This is a genomic window from Amycolatopsis pretoriensis (genome assembly GCF_900107925.1).
Classification (GTDB): domain Bacteria; phylum Actinomycetota; class Actinomycetes; order Mycobacteriales; family Pseudonocardiaceae; genus Amycolatopsis; species Amycolatopsis pretoriensis.
The window spans coordinates 857932-874963 of the sequence record NZ_FNUJ01000002.1 but is presented as its reverse complement, the minus strand read 5'-3'; the positions used below and the strand labels follow the sequence as shown (position 1 = coordinate 874963).

At 69.3% G+C, this 17032-nt stretch carries 24 protein-coding genes and 1 pseudogene; 8 read left to right on the top strand and 17 right to left on the bottom strand.

Going from position 1 to position 17032, the window contains the following annotated elements; all coding sequences use genetic code 11:
* Positions 1–312: 312 nt before the first annotated feature.
* The 8 genes and pseudogenes from BLV96_RS10810 to BLV96_RS10775 form a co-directional block, all read right to left on the bottom strand.
* Entirely contained in the window at positions 313–627 is a 315-nt protein-coding gene (locus BLV96_RS10810) for a 3-oxoacyl-[acyl-carrier-protein] synthase III C-terminal domain-containing protein (RefSeq protein ID WP_086676925.1), read from the bottom strand.
* 3 nt (positions 628–630) lie between these two features.
* Complete coding sequence (locus tag BLV96_RS10805) at positions 631–1416, bottom strand: hypothetical protein (protein WP_086676924.1); 786 nt, start codon at positions 1414–1416, stop codon at positions 631–633.
* On the bottom strand, positions 1416–1601 hold the full coding sequence (locus tag BLV96_RS10800) for a hypothetical protein (protein ID WP_086676923.1): 186 nt from the start codon (positions 1599–1601) through the stop codon (positions 1416–1418). The genes BLV96_RS10805 and BLV96_RS10800 overlap by 1 nt, the downstream gene beginning before the upstream one ends.
* Positions 1602–1709: 108 nt before the next feature.
* The gene (locus BLV96_RS10795; protein WP_086676922.1) at positions 1710–2183 is read right to left on the bottom strand and encodes a cupin domain-containing protein; all 474 of its coding nucleotides are present in this window, start codon (positions 2181–2183) and stop codon (positions 1710–1712) included.
* A gap of 22 nt (positions 2184–2205) precedes the next feature.
* Positions 2206–3315: a hypothetical protein gene (locus BLV96_RS10790; protein ID WP_091389027.1), complete on the bottom strand. Its 1110-nt coding sequence runs from the start codon at positions 3313–3315 to the stop codon at positions 2206–2208.
* Between the two features lie 152 nt (positions 3316–3467).
* Positions 3468–4217: a hypothetical protein gene (locus BLV96_RS10785; RefSeq protein WP_091389025.1), complete on the bottom strand. Its 750-nt coding sequence runs from the start codon at positions 4215–4217 to the stop codon at positions 3468–3470.
* A gap of 34 nt (positions 4218–4251) precedes the next feature.
* Complete coding sequence (locus BLV96_RS10780; protein WP_244180152.1) at positions 4252–5121, bottom strand: L,D-transpeptidase family protein; 870 nt, start codon at positions 5119–5121, stop codon at positions 4252–4254.
* 84 nt (positions 5122–5205) lie between these two features.
* Positions 5206–6855, bottom strand: a pseudogene (locus BLV96_RS10775) (S53 family peptidase); the annotation flags it as partial.
* Positions 6856–6884: 29 nt separating this feature from the next.
* Here BLV96_RS10775 and BLV96_RS10770 point away from each other — a divergent pair.
* From BLV96_RS10770 to BLV96_RS50560, 5 genes are all read left to right on the top strand, one after another.
* Entirely contained in the window at positions 6885–7154 is a 270-nt protein-coding gene (locus BLV96_RS10770) for a hypothetical protein (protein ID WP_143050942.1), read from the top strand.
* Positions 7151–7537: a hypothetical protein gene (locus tag BLV96_RS10765; protein WP_244180151.1), complete on the top strand. Its 387-nt coding sequence runs from the start codon at positions 7151–7153 to the stop codon at positions 7535–7537. Before BLV96_RS10770 ends, BLV96_RS10765 begins: the two co-directional genes overlap by 4 nt.
* Positions 7538–7788: 251 nt before the next feature.
* Complete coding sequence (locus BLV96_RS51530; protein ID WP_208608193.1) at positions 7789–8022, top strand: colicin E3/pyocin S6 family cytotoxin; 234 nt, start codon at positions 7789–7791, stop codon at positions 8020–8022.
* A complete protein-coding gene (locus BLV96_RS10755; RefSeq protein WP_086678463.1) occupies positions 8019–8597 on the top strand; it encodes a hypothetical protein in 579 nt (192 codons plus the stop codon). Before BLV96_RS51530 ends, BLV96_RS10755 begins: the two co-directional genes overlap by 4 nt.
* 50 nt (positions 8598–8647) lie before the next feature.
* Positions 8648–9316: a barstar family protein gene (locus tag BLV96_RS50560; protein ID WP_244180150.1), complete on the top strand. Its 669-nt coding sequence runs from the start codon at positions 8648–8650 to the stop codon at positions 9314–9316.
* Between the two features lie 255 nt (positions 9317–9571).
* Here the strand turns inward: BLV96_RS50560 and BLV96_RS10745 are convergent, their stop codons facing one another.
* Together BLV96_RS10745 and BLV96_RS51525 are read right to left on the bottom strand one after the other, a co-directional pair.
* On the bottom strand, positions 9572–10042 hold the full coding sequence (locus BLV96_RS10745; RefSeq protein ID WP_086678464.1) for a hypothetical protein: 471 nt from the start codon (positions 10040–10042) through the stop codon (positions 9572–9574).
* Entirely contained in the window at positions 9985–10116 is a 132-nt protein-coding gene (locus BLV96_RS51525) for a hypothetical protein (RefSeq protein ID WP_425266174.1), read from the bottom strand. The genes BLV96_RS10745 and BLV96_RS51525 overlap by 58 nt, the downstream gene beginning before the upstream one ends.
* A 1906-nt stretch (positions 10117–12022) precedes the next feature.
* Between BLV96_RS51525 and BLV96_RS10730 the strand changes: the two genes are divergently transcribed.
* The gene (locus BLV96_RS10730; RefSeq protein WP_086678465.1) at positions 12023–12370 is read left to right on the top strand and encodes a helix-turn-helix domain-containing protein; all 348 of its coding nucleotides are present in this window, start codon (positions 12023–12025) and stop codon (positions 12368–12370) included.
* A gap of 166 nt (positions 12371–12536) precedes the next feature.
* Here the strand turns inward: BLV96_RS10730 and BLV96_RS10725 are convergent, their stop codons facing one another.
* The 3 genes from BLV96_RS10725 to BLV96_RS10715 all read right to left on the bottom strand — a co-directional run bounded on the left by BLV96_RS10725 (position 12537) and on the right by BLV96_RS10715 (position 13970).
* Positions 12537–13013, bottom strand: coding sequence for a DivIVA domain-containing protein (locus BLV96_RS10725; protein WP_244180149.1), 477 nt, complete (start codon positions 13011–13013; stop codon positions 12537–12539).
* Complete coding sequence (locus tag BLV96_RS10720) at positions 13010–13438, bottom strand: DUF6292 family protein (RefSeq protein WP_086678466.1); 429 nt, start codon at positions 13436–13438, stop codon at positions 13010–13012. The genes BLV96_RS10725 and BLV96_RS10720 overlap by 4 nt, the downstream gene beginning before the upstream one ends.
* Positions 13439–13529: 91 nt before the next feature.
* On the bottom strand, positions 13530–13970 hold the full coding sequence (locus tag BLV96_RS10715) for an Hsp20/alpha crystallin family protein (protein WP_086678467.1): 441 nt from the start codon (positions 13968–13970) through the stop codon (positions 13530–13532).
* Positions 13971–14072: 102 nt separating this feature from the next.
* On the opposite strand from BLV96_RS10715, the gene BLV96_RS10710 reads away from it, so the two are divergent.
* On the top strand, positions 14073–14684 hold the full coding sequence (locus BLV96_RS10710; protein ID WP_086678468.1) for an HSP18 transcriptional regulator: 612 nt from the start codon (positions 14073–14075) through the stop codon (positions 14682–14684).
* 150 nt (positions 14685–14834) lie between these two features.
* Here BLV96_RS10710 and BLV96_RS49765 read toward each other — a convergent pair whose 3' ends face one another.
* Together BLV96_RS49765 and BLV96_RS49760 are read right to left on the bottom strand one after the other, a co-directional pair.
* A complete protein-coding gene (locus BLV96_RS49765; RefSeq protein WP_167379556.1) occupies positions 14835–15023 on the bottom strand; it encodes a hypothetical protein in 189 nt (62 codons plus the stop codon).
* 27 nt (positions 15024–15050) lie between these two features.
* On the bottom strand, positions 15051–15371 hold the full coding sequence (locus tag BLV96_RS49760; protein WP_167379555.1) for a hypothetical protein: 321 nt from the start codon (positions 15369–15371) through the stop codon (positions 15051–15053).
* A gap of 61 nt (positions 15372–15432) precedes the next feature.
* Here BLV96_RS49760 and BLV96_RS51205 point away from each other — a divergent pair, with 61 nt between their 5' ends.
* Positions 15433–16050, top strand: coding sequence for a TraR/DksA family transcriptional regulator (locus BLV96_RS51205; RefSeq protein WP_341866085.1), 618 nt, complete (start codon positions 15433–15435; stop codon positions 16048–16050).
* A 173-nt stretch (positions 16051–16223) separates the two neighbouring features.
* On the opposite strand, the gene BLV96_RS10700 is transcribed toward BLV96_RS51205, so the two are convergent.
* The gene (locus BLV96_RS10700; protein ID WP_086677721.1) at positions 16224–16463 is read right to left on the bottom strand and encodes a hypothetical protein; all 240 of its coding nucleotides are present in this window, start codon (positions 16461–16463) and stop codon (positions 16224–16226) included.
* 119 nt (positions 16464–16582) lie between these two features.
* Complete coding sequence (locus BLV96_RS10695) at positions 16583–16975, bottom strand: STAS domain-containing protein (protein ID WP_158104157.1); 393 nt, start codon at positions 16973–16975, stop codon at positions 16583–16585.
* Positions 16976–17032 lie beyond the last annotated feature (57 nt).

Here is a 17032-nt window from a genome sequence, read left to right as displayed (position 1 = left end):
AGGCCGTAGCGATCGGCCCACAGGAGTAGCTGTTCGGCGACGGCCTCGCCCGCGTCGGCATGTGCGCCGGTGTCTTCGGGGTCGATGTCGATGGCAAGGAGGGGCGGGCGGAGGGTGCCCACGATTGCTCGGGCCGCGTCGTCGGTGTTGAGGATCGTGGCGGCGTCGTCGAGGCGGCGGGTGATCGTGTGTGCGTGATTGTCTGCGTCGATGATGATGAAGGGGGCGCTGAAGACGGCCTGGTCGAGGCGCGACGGCAGGTAGGTGTCTGGCATCGGGAGTCCTCGGGAACTTGGCGTGTCGGGCCGGTGATTAGCGCTGCGGGTCGGCTGGGGTGCGCCAGGGCCAGCGCAGGGGCGGGGCGAGGACACTGAGGCTGGGCGGCACCGCGTCGATGCGGAGAATCGCGGCGGTCCATGTCATGCCGATACCGATGCCGAGCAAGGCGACGTGGTCGCCGGGGACGACGGCGCCGCGCGTGATCAGGTGGGTGAGGTCGATGATCTGGTCGTTGGGTCCGATGTGGCCCCATTGGTCGCCGGCGTGGCACAACGTGCGGTCGGCGGTGATGCCGAGCGGTTGCAGGCAGTGGGTGTCGAGCAGGTGCCGTCCGTAGTGCGGCAGCACGACCTAGCGCAGCTGGTCGAGCTGCCGGCCGGCGTCGTGGAGCGCTTCGTCGATGACGGCGCGGACGCCGTCGTGATTGCGGCGGGTGATCGAGTCCGCGCCGACGGCGTCTGTGTACTGGCGTTTCCGCTCGCGGATCCGTTCTATCCCGAGTTCGGTGGTGCCGGCGGGGAGGAACCGATCGTTGCCGCGGTGGAGTTGTTCGAGGGTGGGGTCGGTGTAGGAGCTGGTGGCGACGACGCGGGCGAGGCCGGGCTGGCGGCCGAGGATGAGGGCGGAGCCGCCGTCGCCGTAGGCGATGCCGTGGTCGGCGGTGAGGTGGTCGAAGGCGGGTGGGCCGAAGGTTTCGCCGCCGGTGAGCAGGACGGTGTCGAGGTCGGGGCTGCCGGCGAGGACGCGTGCGGAGATGTCGATGCCGCCGACGAGGCTGTTGCTCATGGCGTTGAGCTCGGTGGCGATACCGCGGCCGGCGGGCAGGCCGAGGCGGGAGCGGACGTAGGCGGCGCGGGACCAGAAGTCGATGCCGCGGCTGCCGCGCCAGATCGCGGCGTGGAAGTGCAGGTCGGGGACGGGCAGGGCGCCGGTGGTGGTGATGGCCATGCTGGCGAGGGCGTTGCGCCCGGCACGCACGGCCAGATCCATCCCGGTGCTGCCGTGCGCGATCGACACCGCGCGCTGGCTGGTCACTCCGCGCAGCGTCGACTCGGTTTCGAGGTCCTCCACGGCCACGAGCTCGCCGAGTGCGGCGCCGACGCCGCGCAGGTGGAGGTTCTTCCAACGCATCGTCATCACCGCCCCCTCTGGCTCGGGCGTGCGGGGATGTCGGCGACGATGGCCTCGACCGAGCTGTAGTAGGCCCGGAGGTGGTGGGTGGTGATGCTGGCGCAGGCGGCGATCTCGTCGAGTGTGAGCGGTCCGCCGGGTGGCGGGTGGTCGAGTAGGTCGCGGGCGGTGTCGGTGATCCAGGTGCGCATGACGTCTTCCTGATCGAGCCGGTCGTTGTGGCACGCCAGGTGACGGGGAGGAGCCGAACGGGGCTGGTCGGCGGGTGGCGTGGTGCTGGGCGGAGGGTGGGAGCGGGTTCAGGTGCGGCGGGCGCGGCCGCTGCGCCGAGTGAGGAGTGCCTTGTGGTGGGCGCGGCGCAGGTCGGGGATCTGGTCGCAGACGGCCTGGTCGAGTTCGGGCATGCGATGCACGTCGGTGTCGAAGCCGGGGTCGGTCCGGAAGACCAACGCGAGGACGGAGGCGTTGTTGCTGAGGTTCACGACCGCGTACGGCAGGGTCGCCGGGATGTAGATCATGTCCCCGGCCTGCGGGTGGAAGGGCTGCATGGCGTTGCCGGAGAGGATCGCGACGTGGCCGCTGATGATCGCGATCGCGGTCTCGGTGGTGTCATGACGTTGCGGGGCGAGAGTGGTAGCCCCGGGCAAGTGCATCCGGCCGCCCGATAGCGCCCGAGTGAGCACGATCCCGGTGCGCAGGATCGGCTTCAGTGCCTCCTCTTCGCTGGCCAGATTCCCGGCCGCGGACGGCATCGGCGTGGTCGTGGCGTCCATAACGGCAGTCCTCTCCATTGGGTCAGCGGGCCGGGGTGTCGGTGGTGTGATGGGCGAGTTCGCACGCGAGTGCGGCGTTGGCGACCGCGGCGGGAACCAGTCGACGGCCGTAGCCGCAGGCGGCGGCGACCGCGAGCACCGGTCGGTCCAGTTCGGTCTCGACCAGCCCGAGCGCAGTGCCGGAAGCCTCCGGGTGGGTTTCATCGACGAGGCCGGCGATAACGTCGATATCCCGGCGCAGGTGCCGCAGCGCCCGGTAGAACCGCGGATCCGTGGACGGGGCCTGGGCGCCGGTGCACATCGGGATGTGCACCGCCGGCATCGGGATCCGCAGCCGTCGCAGCTGCTTGTGCAGGGCGTTGAGGAACTGCACGGCGGGCACGAGGTCGGAGAGTTCGAACAGGGGCTGGTGGCCGAGGTCGCCGTGGCAGAGGTGGATCCGCCACGTCGCCTCGCGGGGGCCGTCGGCGAAGACGCGGGCGACCTGCTTTGCCAGCGCCCGTACTGCGGCGGGCCAGAGCGGCCGTGGGGTGCGGTCCAGCGTGGCGAGGACGGCGGGGGTTTCGAGCTGGAAGACGACCTGGTTGCCGTGTAGGCGGTGGATGGTGTGGACGTCGTCGAGCACGGCCTGGCGGAACACCGGAAGATGAGTGACCGCGGCAGCGGGGCTGCCGAAGGTGAACAGCGACAGGTCGTACGGGTTGGGGATCGACACTTGGTGCGGCGGGAAGTCGCGGTCGTCGTGCAGCTGGGCGCGGGCGGCCATGACGGCGTCGGTGTGGGCGGCGCGGCCGAGGGACAGGTCCTCGGATTCCAGCCAGCGGTCGCGCTTGAGGCGGTAGGTCGGCATGTCGTCGTAGTCGGCGGAGGCGCCGGTGCGGACGGGTTCGAGGGCGTCGACGGCGGCGAGGCCGTCGAGCCAGTCGATGATCCACCGCGGGTCCGGATCGCACGGCAGCCCGGTCAGCGAGGTGTCGGTGCTGTGGTCGAGGAACCACTGCATGGTTTCGCGGTGGTCGCCGGTCAGGACGGCGGGCAGCGAGCCGATGAAGTGCACGGCCCGGTCGTCGTCGGAGGGCGTGGAGGTGTCGGGGTAGTCGGTGCTGGCGTGGCTGAAAACGAGTGTGGACATGAGGATCTCCCCGGTTCGGCGGGTCGGCTGGGTTGAGTGGTGGTGCGGGCGTGGGGAGGGGCGCCCGGCGGGGACGTGGGAGCGGACGGGGTGCGCGGGCCCGCGCTGGAGGGGGGTTGAGGTGGGGGCGCGGGCCCGCGCGGTCTGGAGGGTCAGCCGGTGACGGCGACGTGGCCGGGCTTGGGCTGCGGCTTGGGCGCGGTCCGGTCACCCGGGTTGTCGCCCTGCTGGTGCCGCTGGCCCGGCACACCCGGCCGCGACGTCCCCGGTGCCCCGGGCTTGTGCGTCGGGGCCGGGCGGGTGCCGGCGGGCGGGTTGCCGGTCGGCGGCGGGGTACCGACACCGCAGCTGACCGTCGCCACGGTCACCGTGATCGCCGGGCCCGCGGTCGGCTTCGTCGACGTCGGTCCGCCGGATCCAGTGGTGCGGGTAGGGGCGGTGCCGGTGGTGACGGTGATGACCCCGGCCGTGCCACGGCCGCCGCCGGTGACCTTGAGGTTGCCGCTGCCGCCCTTCGGGGCGCTGGTGGTGATGGCGCCGTTGCGGCACGTCGCGACGAACGGCCCGACCGTGGTTCCGCCGACCCGCACCGACGTAACACGGGCTTCGCCGAATCCGGCGCCGGCCTGCAGGCTGATGCCGCTGGCCACGACCGCGCCGCTGGGACTGGACACCGAGCCGCCGGCGGACTTGATCGCGCCGCTGCTGGACACACTGGGACTGGCCGAGAGGTGCTCGCCGCCGGAGACCGAGATCCCCGTCGCCGTCGACGTCGCGGCGGCTGCTGAGAGGGCGGGCGGCGCCGCGGTCGCGGGGGTGCAGCTGGAAGCGAGGGTGGTGAGGGTGCCGATGAGCAGCGCACCGGCTCCGGCGGCGGCGAGGGCACTACGAGTGGTGTTCATGGCTGGTTTCTCCAGAAGTGTTGGCGTAGTTGGGTCAGCGGATGAGAACCGGGGTGCCGATGGGCACCGGATCTGCCGGATTCGTGAACGTGGCGAGAGCGTCAGCGGGGACGCGGATGCATCCGTCGCTGGACGGGCGGCCGAACACGTCGGTGGTCGGCCAGCCGTGGATTCCCGTGGTCCCCGGGCCGCCGCCGTAGGTGGTGAACGTCGCCGAGTGGATCCCGAGCGGGAAGATCACCGGGCTGAATTTCTGTTTCGCGTCGGTCATCGAGGCCAGGACAAAGGTCCGCCCGGTCGGGGTCGGCGCGGCCGGCATGCCGACGCCGACGCTCCAGGTGCCGATCTGCTGGTGATCGCGATAGAGAGTGAGTCGGAACGCGGCCCGGTCGATGACGATCTGGTCGGTGGTTGATCGGCTGTCGAGAGTGTTGTCCTGGGTGGACAGCCAGCCGGTGGAGCCGTTGGGCCGCGACGGCAGCAGCACCTGCACCCAGCCCGGTTCCTCTTCGATCACCGGCACCCACATGTCGGACCCGAGCTGGGTGATCGGCAGGACCGCGATGGCCGTACCCCCGGGCTGGTCGAACACCGGCACCGGCTCGGTCGGGTGCACGAGCTGCCCGTCCGGTACTTCATCGGTCATCGCGTCCTGCGGGGCGCCCGGAATGGTGCCGAAGGTGCTCGCCTCAGGCAGCCCGCTCAGAGTAGGAACCGCCCGGGCGGCCACGACCGGGGCGCTGAGCTCGACTCCCAGCTCGACGGGGTCGGCCCCGCGAGCGGTGTCGGGTGTGGTCGGTGACGGCGCCAGCAGCACGCCTGCGGTACCGACGAGCGCGATCCCGGCCAGCCAGAGCGCGAGCACCCGCCACCGGTTCGGGGCCGGCTGTGGCATCTCGGACATGGAACAGTCCTTCCTTCAGAGTCGATGAAGGCCGCGGCACGCCCGCCCGCTGCCGAACGGGCCTGCCGCGAGAAGAAGTTGTGGTTACTGGGAAAGCGCGGAGATGAAGCCGTCGGCGGGGGTGCCGAGGCCGGTGACGTTGTCCCAGCCGGGGCCGCTTTGCAGGTTCTGCGGGCGGGCGTCGAAGTCGATGAGGTAGCTGCCCTGTCCGCCGGGGACGGCGACGCCGCCGAAGGCGTGCATGATCGGCGTCCACACCCCGGCCTTCTGCGGCGTGACGTCCGCGATCGCGCTCGATCCGCGCAGGCTGTAGAGGACCGGGGTGAGTAGCCCGGCTCGGGCGTTGCCGGAGCGGGCCTGCTGGGCGTCGGCGACGAGCCCGGCGATCAGCGGCGAGGCGAGTGAGGTGCCGCCGTAGGAGCCGATTCCGAACTGGCCCTTGATGGTTTGCCCGACCAGCATCCCGGTGTAGGAGTCGGCCAAAGCGGCGATGTCCGGCACCGCCCGCTTCCCACCTGCGCCGGAGACGACACCGGCCTGCCAGTCCGGAGCGTCATACAGCGCGGAAGTCCCGCCCCCGGCGCCGGAGGCGAACGGCCCGTCAGCATCGCGCTGCGGCGCCCACGCGTTGCCGGACTGGGTGTTGCCGCTGTTCTCCCACCCGGTCAGCACCTTCGGCTGGTTGTTCTGGTCCAGGCCGACGCTGGTGCCGCCGACGGCCACGACCCAGGGACTCGAGGAGGGGAAGCTGGCGGTCGGGTGGCCGACGGCGCCGGAGTTGTTGCCGGCGTCGCCGGTGGACACGGTGATGGTCTGGCCCTGGATCGCCGCCTGGAGCGCCATGCTGTTGAACTGGTCCCGTGCCGCCTGCGGCAAGGATGTTTCGCCGTCGGCGTTGCCGTAGCTGTTGCTGATCACGTCCACGGCGTTGTCGGTGACGGCCTGGTTGAACGCGTCGTAGATGCCGGTGCCCTGGCAGGTCTTCCCGGCGTAGTAGCGGATCTTCGCGCTCGGGGCGATGGTGTGCGAGGCCTGGACATCGAGGGTCTGTTCGGCGTTCCAGCCCTCGGCAGCGCATTCTTGCGCGTTGGTGAACCCGCCCTGCGGCAGGACCGTGGAGTACTGGTCGGACGCCAGTGGCGGGACGCCGAGCTGGGCGGCGGCCTGGTTGGTGTCGGCCACGACGGTGTCGGAGTTGTAGGCGCCGACGACGCCGATCGTCGTGCCGGCGCCGGTGTTTCCGTTGCCTAGCTTGTACATCGCGCGGACCTGCGTGCCGGTGTAGCCGCAGAGGGAGTTGGACTGGAAACCGGCCGGGTACTTCTGCGGGACGTCGGTGTTGTTCTGCTCGCCCCACCACTGCGCGCAGTGCTGCTCCGCCGCCGCGGCCGGGCGTGTGTGCTGGGGCTTGAGCAGGGCGGCGCTGTCGTCCAGGCCCAGCACCGCGGTGATCGAGGCGCGCAGCGAGGTCGGCACGGTGACGGGCGCGGCCGGGGCGGTGAGTGTTCGGGTGACACCGTCGACGCGGGTGCGGAATGTGGCGATCCTCGTCCCGAACGCGGTCTCCAGGGCTGCGGTCGGGGCTTCGGCATCGACAAAGTGGCGGTTGGCGCTGACTCCGGTCATGTGCAGGCCCTGCGTGGCCAGCCACTGCGACACCTGGTCGACGGCGTCTTGCGTCGGGGCGAATCGGTCGAGGAACTCCGTCGAGGACAGGAACTTTCCGTGCTCGGCGCTGCCCGGTGTGCACTGACGAGGAGCGCATGGAAGACGCGGCCGACATCGCCGCGGGGCACGCGAACAACAAACATGCCTCCGAGTTCCCCGGGGTCTCCTCCGAGGGCCTCGGGCGACTGACCCAGGACGTCATGGAGAATCCGTCACGTATGAAGGAACTGGGCGGCGGTCGGAAGGCCTTCCTCGGGAAGGACGGTTCGACGATCGTCATCCATGACCCCACGCACCCCGACGGCGGAACGATCTTCCGAAGGGATTCGAGCAAGGTGGACGACTATTGGGAGGAGCTGAATTGAATCCGTTGACCCCGGGTGACTTGCTCGCCTCGGACGAGATCGCGCTGCTGGACCGGGCGCTGCTGGAGTGGGGTGGTCCCGCCCGGTGCAGTGACGAGCTGGCGGTCGGCATGGGGTTCGCGAGTCTCGATGACCTGGTCACCCAGTGCGAACGGCTGCGAGCCGCGCTGAGGACGGGGAATCCGTTGGCCCCGGTCGACTGGGCTCGGGTGCTGATCGCGGCGGAGATCGTCTTCGTCAGCGATCTGGCGGGCACGGGGTTCGAGTGGCCGACGACGACCGGGCTCGACGACGTGGTGACGCTTCGGACTTTGCGTGGGATCCAGCGGAAGCTGGGGAAGGTAGTTCGCGCGTATTACGGGAAGCGGCCGAGCGAGGCGTGACCGAAGAGCCAGTGGCTGATGGGCAGGGGTGGGAGCGTCTGGTGGATATCTCGGCGGCGGGCCGGTTCCCCGATCGTGGCGACCGGCGGTCGCCCGTTCTGGGTACCTTCCCGCGCAGTTGGGCGGATGTGGAGGACCTCCACGCGGGCGATGACCTGCTGATGGCAAGCAGAGCCGCGTGACGGTATAGGCGATCCGTGAGCTGACTCGGCCGGTGCTGGTTCGCAACCTGACCGTGCACGCGGACCTGTTTGTTACGTGACTGCGGTTGCCACGGATGTTCTGCTGCACAAGCGTCGAGGGGTGGAGGCGACAACTGCCGATACACGTCGGCACCCAAATCGATTCCGGGCGTTCCGGGCCTGTCGCCTGCCAAGCCGAAGACGAGCGTCCAGGGTGGCGGCGGGCTCCGCAAGCGGCGGAAGGACAGCAAGGGCAATATCGCCGGCAGGGGCCCGGTGCCGGAAAGGACGGTGGAGCCGTGAGTTGGCCGGGCGAGGCCTTTCGGGAGGACGACGAGACTCTCGAGTGGGAGGTGGAACTGCGGCCGGCGGCTCGCGAGGATTTGGAACGAGCGCTGAGCGTGCCGGACCTGTCCGTTCCAGCGTCCTACCTGTTGAGCGTCGGGCAAGTGGTGGTCGCGTGGGGTTTAGCCGACACGACGATCGACCCGAAGCCGGATCTGGATCCGCGCCGGCTGGCCTTCTACCTCAGCGAGGTGGCTGATGAGGGGCCGGCTGCGGCAAGTCGCGAGGCTGCGCGGGACCTGGACCGTCCGGACAGCGACCGTACGGTCTGGGGGCACACGAATACTTTCGGCCTTTTTGCGTGTGACGCGCTCGCCGGCGGGCTTGGCATCGTCGGCGCGGAGCTGTCCGCGCGGGCGGTGGTCGATGCGGTCGACGAGGAGTTCAGGTCGTTCACCGAACCGGACGGCCGGAAGCTGCTCGCGCACATCGACGACGCGGTCGAGCCGGGTGCGGGCTGCTGGTGGACGAGGGTTCCGGTCGGCGGTCCGGCACGCCGGGAGATGGACACGATCGTGAGGAACCTGAGCTGAGCAGTGGAGGTGCCGCCCTGTACCGGTTGGTCGATGGGAGCCGGGCGATCGTGCTCGTCGAGGCCGAAGAGCTGGAGGGGTTCTTCGCCTCTCCGGGTGACGATGCCCCGGAAGTCGTCTTCCGCCGGGCGAAGTTGAGTGAGGAGCGGCCGCGGCAGGTCGAGGATGCGGTTCTCGAGATAGTGAATGCGCGGCGGGACAAGGTAGGCGAGTACCTCGTCGGACGGGTGATCTTCGGTGACTTCGACCCGAAGCGAGTTACGTTCCGTTTTTTCGGTGACCGGTGTGAATTTCCTGAAGCGGCCACGATCTGGCGACGTTGGGCGTCGGGGCCGCCGCTGCGAGCCGGAGAGTGGCTTCGGCTTCCGGTCCGCCACCACCCGGCGTGGCTGCACGTCGTGCAGAACTCGTGGTTCGCCACCGGGCACGGTTCTGGTGGTTGCGCGGACGCGGAGGTGATGACACTGAACGGCGCCTCGGTCGTGACGAAGGCCGGCTTCTACTGTGCGCTGGGTGAGGCGGCCAGGGGCCCGGGCGGCTACTTCGGGTCGAACCTCGACGCACTCGTCGACTGTCTCCGCTCCGGTCCGGCCGGTAAACGGCCGGCCACGCTGTTGTGGAACGACTTCTTCTCGTCCGAAGAGGCGTTGGGTGCGGAGTTCCTCGATGCTGTCACGGCCGTTCTGGACGAGTTCGGCGTGATCGTCGAGGCTCGGTGAACGGTCCGGGCCGAGCAACCAGTTCGGCGCGGAGACGTTGGTGCTTTTGGACCGGGGGTATTCGAGCGGCCCGGTCCGGCCTGGCGCAGTGACGAGCTAACTGTCGACTATGAGCTTTCGTCCGCTATGAAGACGACCAGCTCCCGGTAGCCGAAACCGCACGTGCGAGTTTTTCAAGTATTCCTTTGAGCGCGCAGGTGTGGGAAATCTTCCGCTCAGGGGCGGGTCACTCAAGCTGCACCCGCGGAGAGGCCGTCACGTTGACGGCCTCTTTTTCGTGGTCGAACCGCAGGTCAAGCCGCAAGTCCGGTAGAGCTGAGCCAGCCGGCCCGGCTGTCCGTCGGCCAGCGCCGCTCCGATGTTGCCGAGCGAGTCGATCATTGCGTAGACCTCGGCCTCGCCGAGTCCGGCAGGCTCGTTGGCCGCCATCAGTTCCGCCTGAGCGGCTGCCCGATCGGCTTGTGCCCGGTTGATGCCCTCGACAACGGCTGACGGGTCCACGCCGGCGGAGATGGCGTTCTGGAATCGCTGCAGCCTGGCTTCCGCGTCCTCCAGTAGCTTCCGTGCTGGCCCGTCATCCGCCGTCTTCGGTGTCGGCTGAGCTTGAACCAGTTGCTCGACGGTCCGTGCGATGTTCTGCCGGTCGAACAGGCCGCCGATCCACTCGTTCAGCGCGTCCCGCAGCGGCTCTTCTTTGAGGTAGATCGTCGGTGGGTGCGTGCGCAAGGCCGGCGACCCGGCGTGAGCGTCCGGGCCGGGCAGCGGTAGTACATGCCGTGCTTTCGCAGGCTGCCTTCCATCTTCCGTCCGCAGGCAGCGCACCGAATGAGTCCGCGGAACAGGTAGGCGTGCTTGACCGTTCGGCCGGCGCGCTCGGTCTTGCGTGCGGTTCGCAGACCACCCGCCGCTTTGGCTCGCCGTATCAGCTGCGTTTGCGTGAAGTCCTGGACAGACACGATCTCGGGGTGCGCAGGCTTGCGTGATCGAACCACTCGATCCGGCTTGGCACGCCGGAACCGCACAACGTTTCCGGCCGCCACGTCGTCTGGAACGAGCAGCATTTCTTGCCGCGCCCACCGACCGAAGAGCTTCGCGGAAGGCCACTCCCCATGCCGAGCGTCGCGCCGGAGGTTGACTAGCTAAGGGCGTTCCGTTGGGTCCTTCAGCTCACTCGGCGGGGTGTCTGTTGAGCGGGGGACGGTTGGGCGCAGGAACTCGAGGAGCGGCCTCAAGGTCGCACGGGCGTCCTCGCGGCGTGCTTTCGACCTCGGCAGGCTGCTCGTAACAACCAGCAGCGTGACGATCCCGAGAAGCCAGTAGGCTACAACGGATGCCGTTCCTGGCAGTTGTGTCGAGACATAAATGCGGCGCCGAGGGTGCCGGATCTGCCCAGCCAGGCTGCGATTTCGTTGGCGGCTCAGCGGGCATTTGTGGCTGGTCATGACCGTGAGCAGGCGGGTGATCGCGAAGAGCGTTGACAAATGCCCACACCGTCGAGATGAAGCCGAAGCTCCACTCGCCCAGCGCTCGACGCCGAGCACGACGAAGGACGCCGGGATGCCAATGAGCCACGCCACGTAGCGGGGTCTCCAGGCAATGGTCACTTTCGGCGGGCCGAGCCACACGGCGTCGACCCGGTAAACCTCATCATCAGCTGTGGATTGACGCTCCCAGTCTAGCGGCGGCCGGAAGTGACCAAGTCGCATCCAGGAGGTCCCCGCCAGCTGGGGAGCCGAACTTCACTCTCACTTGCATAACTGCTGGTCAGAGTCAGTTGGGACGACAGATCGAACGTCGCCGGTTCCAGGGGCGGGTGGGCGGCGATGTCATGCCGGCGTACCTCATACCCGTCGTCGGCCTGCAGTCATGACGGGTCGATGTGCCGAGTGCGGCCAGCCTCCAGTCCCGGCTGCGGGGGATGAACTGGAGCTGACAGTGGTAGCAGGCGACGGCCCCAGGTAGCCGGAAGCAGGTCCAGGAAGTCGAGCACCTCGACGTCGCGCCCGGTCAGTCGGTCCGCCAGTGCGTGGGCGGCTCCGTTGTGGTCGGCGCTGACGGGCGCCGAGACTGAGTGGCGTCGTCACTCGTGGTCGTGCCCTCCTCCTCGTTTTCCATCGGCGCGCAGAGAAAATCTATGCCGCTGGGAGTAGACATTCGATGACGGGTGTGTGTAAGGTTCTGTTCATACGGAGAGAGACAACGTCAAGCAGGCGCGGGAGAGGACGTAACTACCCGCGAGGTGAGACAAGAGGGTCAGGCAGCACGGAGCCGATCAAGGAACAAGGTTTCGGCTGGTGGCCAGGATTTGCAGGACCGGTCAGGTGGCCGGAGCCGATCGGTGAACAGGGCTTCGGGCAGTGACCAGTGGTGTCAGCGTGCTGGGACCGATCAGTGAAGGGGTTCCAGCAGTGACGTTCGCAGCAAGTGAAGTGGTAGTACGCAGCAAGAGAAAACCCAGGAAGGAAGGGAACGGAGCCATCATTGGATCGCCCGCAGCGGCCGGGTAGCGCCGCGCGGGTGCCGCAGTCCCATCGAGTTCGGAGGTGGTGCTCGGTCACGAGTAAGCGATCCCCGCACAATTCGGCCTCGCGCCGGACGCGGGTGCAGGGAGCCGGCGGTCGCGCCGGTTGACAATGGTGAAACCCAACCCTTGAAGACCCCGGGTGCCGCAATGGCACCCGGGGTCCTTTATGGCGCGGAGGTGGAATGATTCCTGACCAAGAAGGACCCGGCACGCCCAGCGGAGCCGACAAGTTCGACGACGAGCATTACCCCGCCTACACGATGGGCCGGGCCGCGGACATGCTCAGCACGACGCAAGGATTCCTGCGCAGTCTCGACGAAGCCGGCCTGATCACGCCGCAGCGTTCCGCCGGCGGGCATCGCCGCTATTCCCGGCACCAGTTGCGCCTGGCCGCCCGGGTCCGCGAGATGGTCGATCAGGGCACGGCCATCGACGCCGCGTGCCGCATCGTCACCCTCGAAGACCAGCTCCACGAAGCCCGGCAACAGAACCGGTCGCACCGTGATGCCGAAGGCAGCACGGTCGACTGAGGTGCTGCGGCACCGATGCGTGGCCTTGAGCGGTGGAGCGCGCGTGCCGTTCGGCCGGTGGCGGTCACGGCATCTGTGTCGGTGAGCGCGACGTCCGCTGCGAAGATCTCTTCGGCCGCGGCGCGCACGGGGTCGTGCATCGTCGTCTTCCCGGGACGTTATGGATTTACGCGGCCGTGAGCCCCGCTCGGCGAAGAGCGGGCTGCCGCGGTTCTTCGGCCAGGATGTCTTCGGCGCGGGCCAAGACGTCGTCGATCGCGCGCAGGCGCGCCGCGGTACGTCGTTCGGCTTCGGTTGCCCTGTCCCGCACGGCCGCGGCGCGCCGGTGTGCCGTCGAGACGATGGCGTCGGCTTCGGCGCGGGCGAGTTCGAGCATGAGCCGGACGCGCTCGCCGAGCGCGTCCGGCTCGGCGGGGGCGCTGGCGAGCCGGTTCAGGCGGACGCGCAGATCGGCGGCCTCCGCGCGGGCGGATTCGAGGTGCCGCAGCAGGGTTTCGGCCTTGGCGACGGCGGCGTCACGGTCGAGGGTCAGCAGCCGGATCTCGTCATGCAGGTCAGCCAGGTGCTCGTCGACCTGTTCGCGGTCGTAGCCGCGCACGGCGAGGGCGAAGGACACCGGCAGCGGCAGTGCATCGGGGGTCACGTCGTGCTCCGGTCGCGCAGTGCGATGTCGAGTCCGGCGAGGCCGGTGGCGGTGCGTAGGGCCGGCGGATCAAGCCGGCCGACGCGGTGGTCGTCCTCGCGCAGCGCGGTGACGAACCGGGCGACGTGCTCGGGTGCCGGGGCGATGGTGGGTCCGCCGAGATAACGCACGACGATGAGGTCTTCTCCGGAGTGGGTTTCGACGGCGGCGGCCCAGCCGCGGACTTCGTCCCACAGTAGTGCGACGTCGCGGCCGGGGTAGCCGGGCAGGCGCTCGTCGAGGGCGACGTAGGCGGAGACCGGGGTGTCGTGGTCGACGGTGCAGGATTCGGGGCCGATGCCGAGTGCGGCGGTGACGTCGGCGAGGTAGGCCCACAGTGCGGGGAGGGCCGGGTGGCCGGTCGGGGTGTGCAGCGATGCGGTCACGGGTACGGATGCCTTCCGGGACAGTGCTTTCCGGGGAGCGGAGCCGGCGCGGGACCGGGTCGGGGTGTCCGGTCCCGCGCCGGACGACTTGTCAGGCCCGGATTTCCTTGCGGTCGCCGGTGGTGCCGGCGATGTCGATGCGCCGGGGTTTGGCCTTCTCGGCGATCGGGATGCGCAGGGTCAGCACGCCTGCTTCGTAACCGGCGGCGATGTGGTCGGTGTCGAGAGTGTCGCCGAGGAACAGCTGGCGGGAGAACACGCCGAGGGGTCGTTCGGAGACCTGCATCTGGACGTCGCCGCCGGGCAGGGGCCGTCGTTCGGCCTTGACGGTGAGGACGTTGCGTTCGATGTCGAGCTCGATGGCCTCGGGGGTGACGCCGGGCAGGTCGAAGCAGACGACGAACTCGTCGCCGTCGCGGTAGGCGTCCATCGGCATCGCGGCGGGCTTGGACCAGGTACCGGCGGTGGTGGCGCCGAGCATCTGCTGGGCGACGCGGTCGAGTTCGCGGAACGGATCGGTGCGCATCAACATGGGTTCCACCTCCTGAGTTCGATGATCTGGTGTCAACACGCCCCACTGTTCTAACATGTCATCGAAATGATGACAAGTGGAAGGTCGTCGAGAGGATGACGAATGGTGGACGTGGATCCGGTTCGTGCCGTGCAGGACTTGCGGAGCGTGGTGCTCGCGGCTGATCGCGGCGAGGTGTCGCCCGACCGGCTGCTGGCCGCGCTGGCCTCGCTGCGGTCGCTGCGCGAGAAGCTCGCCGGGTGGGAGCCGCAGCTGATCGCCGCGGCGCGGTCCGAGGGGACCAGCTGGGCGGCTCTCGCACCGGCGCTGGGGGTGGCGAGCAGGCAGGCCGCGGAACGGCGGTTCCTGCGGCTGCGGCCGTCGGCGACCGGAGAGCCGACGGGCGAAGCGCGGGTCGAGGCCGAGCGGGGCCGGCGTGCGGGTGATCGCGCGGTGGCGGAGTGGGCACGCCGCAACGCCGCGGTGCTGCGGCAGCTGGCCGGTCAGGTCACCGCACTGGAAGACCTGGACGGCGAGGCTCGTGCGTATGCCGATCGACTCGGCGCGGCACTCGGCAAGGACGACGTCACCAGTCTCCTGCCGCCACTGACGGCGGTTCGAGGCCACCTGGAACGCGATCACACAGGCCTGGCCGGCCGGCTCGGGACCATCGAAAACGACGCCGACCTGGTGCGCCGCGACGCCACCGGGCACCGCCGCGATCGCACCAGCTGACAATCCGTGCGACACGAGGCAGAACCAGGTTGACGGCGACCGAACCGAGCGCCGCTGTCGGCAGCCAACCGGGTTTCGCCGGACCGGCAGGGGAAGCCCCGGGATCACCGGATGAAGGAAGGTGGTCCCACGCCCGAGCCCACGGCAGCCCTACGACCCGCCGCAGGACACCGGCGCGCCGGTGTCCGTGGAGACCGGTCCGGCCGCCCTGAACGTGGCCGGGACCTGGGCGAGGACCGGCTCCGCGTCGATCCGCTCGAGCAGGGCACGGACCCGCCCGAGCACCTTCGTCGCGGTCCCGACGAACATCAGGGAGTCACCGCCGGGTACCTCGCACATCGGTGGTCCTTCCTGGTCGAAGGGGGCTCAGCTGAGCTGGGGGACGGCGCCGAGACGCCGCCGGAGTTCCGGCACGAATTCCGGATCCGTCCGGGCGAGCGTTTCCAGGTCGGATTCCGGCGGCAGCGAAAGATCGGCTCGCAGCACGCCGTCCAGGATCAGCCCGGCCGCCGCCAAAGCCAGGCCGGCGTCGTCGTTCGGGGACAAGTCGGCGAACGCGGGTGACCAGCGGGGCAGCACGAGGTCGAACGTGCCGGCCGGGCCGCCGCGGCAGCAGTACCGCACCCGGTATCGGTCGTCGTCGACGAGCCGTACCTGCCAGACCGTGCACGCCGTGCTGAGGGCCATGACCCCACGTACCCGGCCCGGCCACGGACAAACTCATCGGACACCGGTACAGCTCACGGTCGTGGTGGTTTCGGCCGTCTTCCTGCTCGGGTTCGTCCCGGGCGTCACGACGGACTACGACCAGCTCAGCTTCGCCGGCCGCGACTCGATGGCCGCCGAAAAGTCCCGAGCCCTCGACTCGCGGCGCCCGGTGATCGCGGGGCGAGATTTGCCAGGGCAGGGCTGTATCGTTCCGTTGTCGGCGATGGGATCCGGCCCGCGGTTCGACAGTGGTTCTTTCGGTGATGAAGGGCGTTTGTGGAGGTCGTGGCGAGGGATCTGGTCGTCCGTCGTGGATGAGCGTGCAGCGGCCGAGCGCATCAAGAGGGCACAGGCCGAGACTGAGCGATTGGCTGCGGCCCTGAAACGTCAGCGGGATGAGATCGTGGCGGCGTCGGAGTTCACCAGTGGCGATGACGAGCACGACCCGGAGGGCGCGACCATCGCCTTCGAACGAGCGCAGGTTCAGGCGCTGCTGGTTCAAGCCCAAGACGAACTCGTGGCGCTCGGACAAGCCGCTCAGCGGGTGCTGGCCGGCGTCTACGAGGTCTGCGAACGCTGCGGAGGTCCAATCGGCGAAGGCCGGCTGATGGCTCTGCCGGCGACCCGGATCTGCATCGACTGCGCAAACCGGATCTGACAGCACCGGTGCTTGGTGGTCGCTCGACCGGCGTTTCGGTCATGACAGCCAGCCGTTTCCGTGCCGCAGCCGGGGTAGTCCTTCGGCAGCCAGCCGCTCGCGGACCGCGACTGGGTCGCGGTCCTGGTTCACCGAAACCACCAGCGCCAACGCCGGGTTGTCTCGGTGCCCGGTCAAAGCGGCGTGGGCTTGGTGGATGCCCGGGTACTTCCGCAGCTCGGCCACGAACGGGGCGACCGCCGCGTCGGCGGCCGGCGGGCCAGCTGGGCCAGGATCCAGCGCAGCGCCGGCAAGCCCAGCAGCACGGCCACCGCGGCGGCCGCGTACAGCACCCACGTCGGTGGTCCGGCCGTGCCGGGCACCAGTGCGCTCGCGGGGTCGACGACGCGCAACCGGCCGAAGTGGGTCGCCACCGCGAACCCGCCGGCGCTGCGGTGTTCTCGTCGGAGAGCCCAGTCTCGTAGACGATGCCGGCGAGAGCAAACGGAACGACGGCGGCTGTCTGCCGATCCGGTGACAGGGACGTTTCCGCTCAACGGTCCGGCGTCGGTTTGCCGCAGAGCCAGGTGCGGGCGTCGGCGACGGTGTGCTTGATGGTCAAGTCGCGGTCCAGTCCCGTCAGCTGTAGATGTCGGAGCACCGTGCGTTGGGCACTGACGAGGCAGAACGCGACACCGGCGGAGTTCGCCGCGTGGGCGAAGATCTGGAGTGCCGCGAGCCCGGAGGAAGAGAGGAAGGCGACTTCTTCGAGATCGGTGATCACCGCGTTCGGCGGTCCGGCGAGGGTCGATTCGAGGTGCTGGGCGAAAGCGCGTGCCGTGGCGAGGTCGATCTCACCGGACACGGTCGCGAGTACCACGCCGGCCTTGCGGGTGCTGGACAGACCGAGTCTGCGTCGTCCGTCGTTCCCGCCGAAACGGCTCACCGCGCCATCGTGGAAGCAATCCTGCATCACCGTGCTCCTTCCGGTTTTTCACCTGTT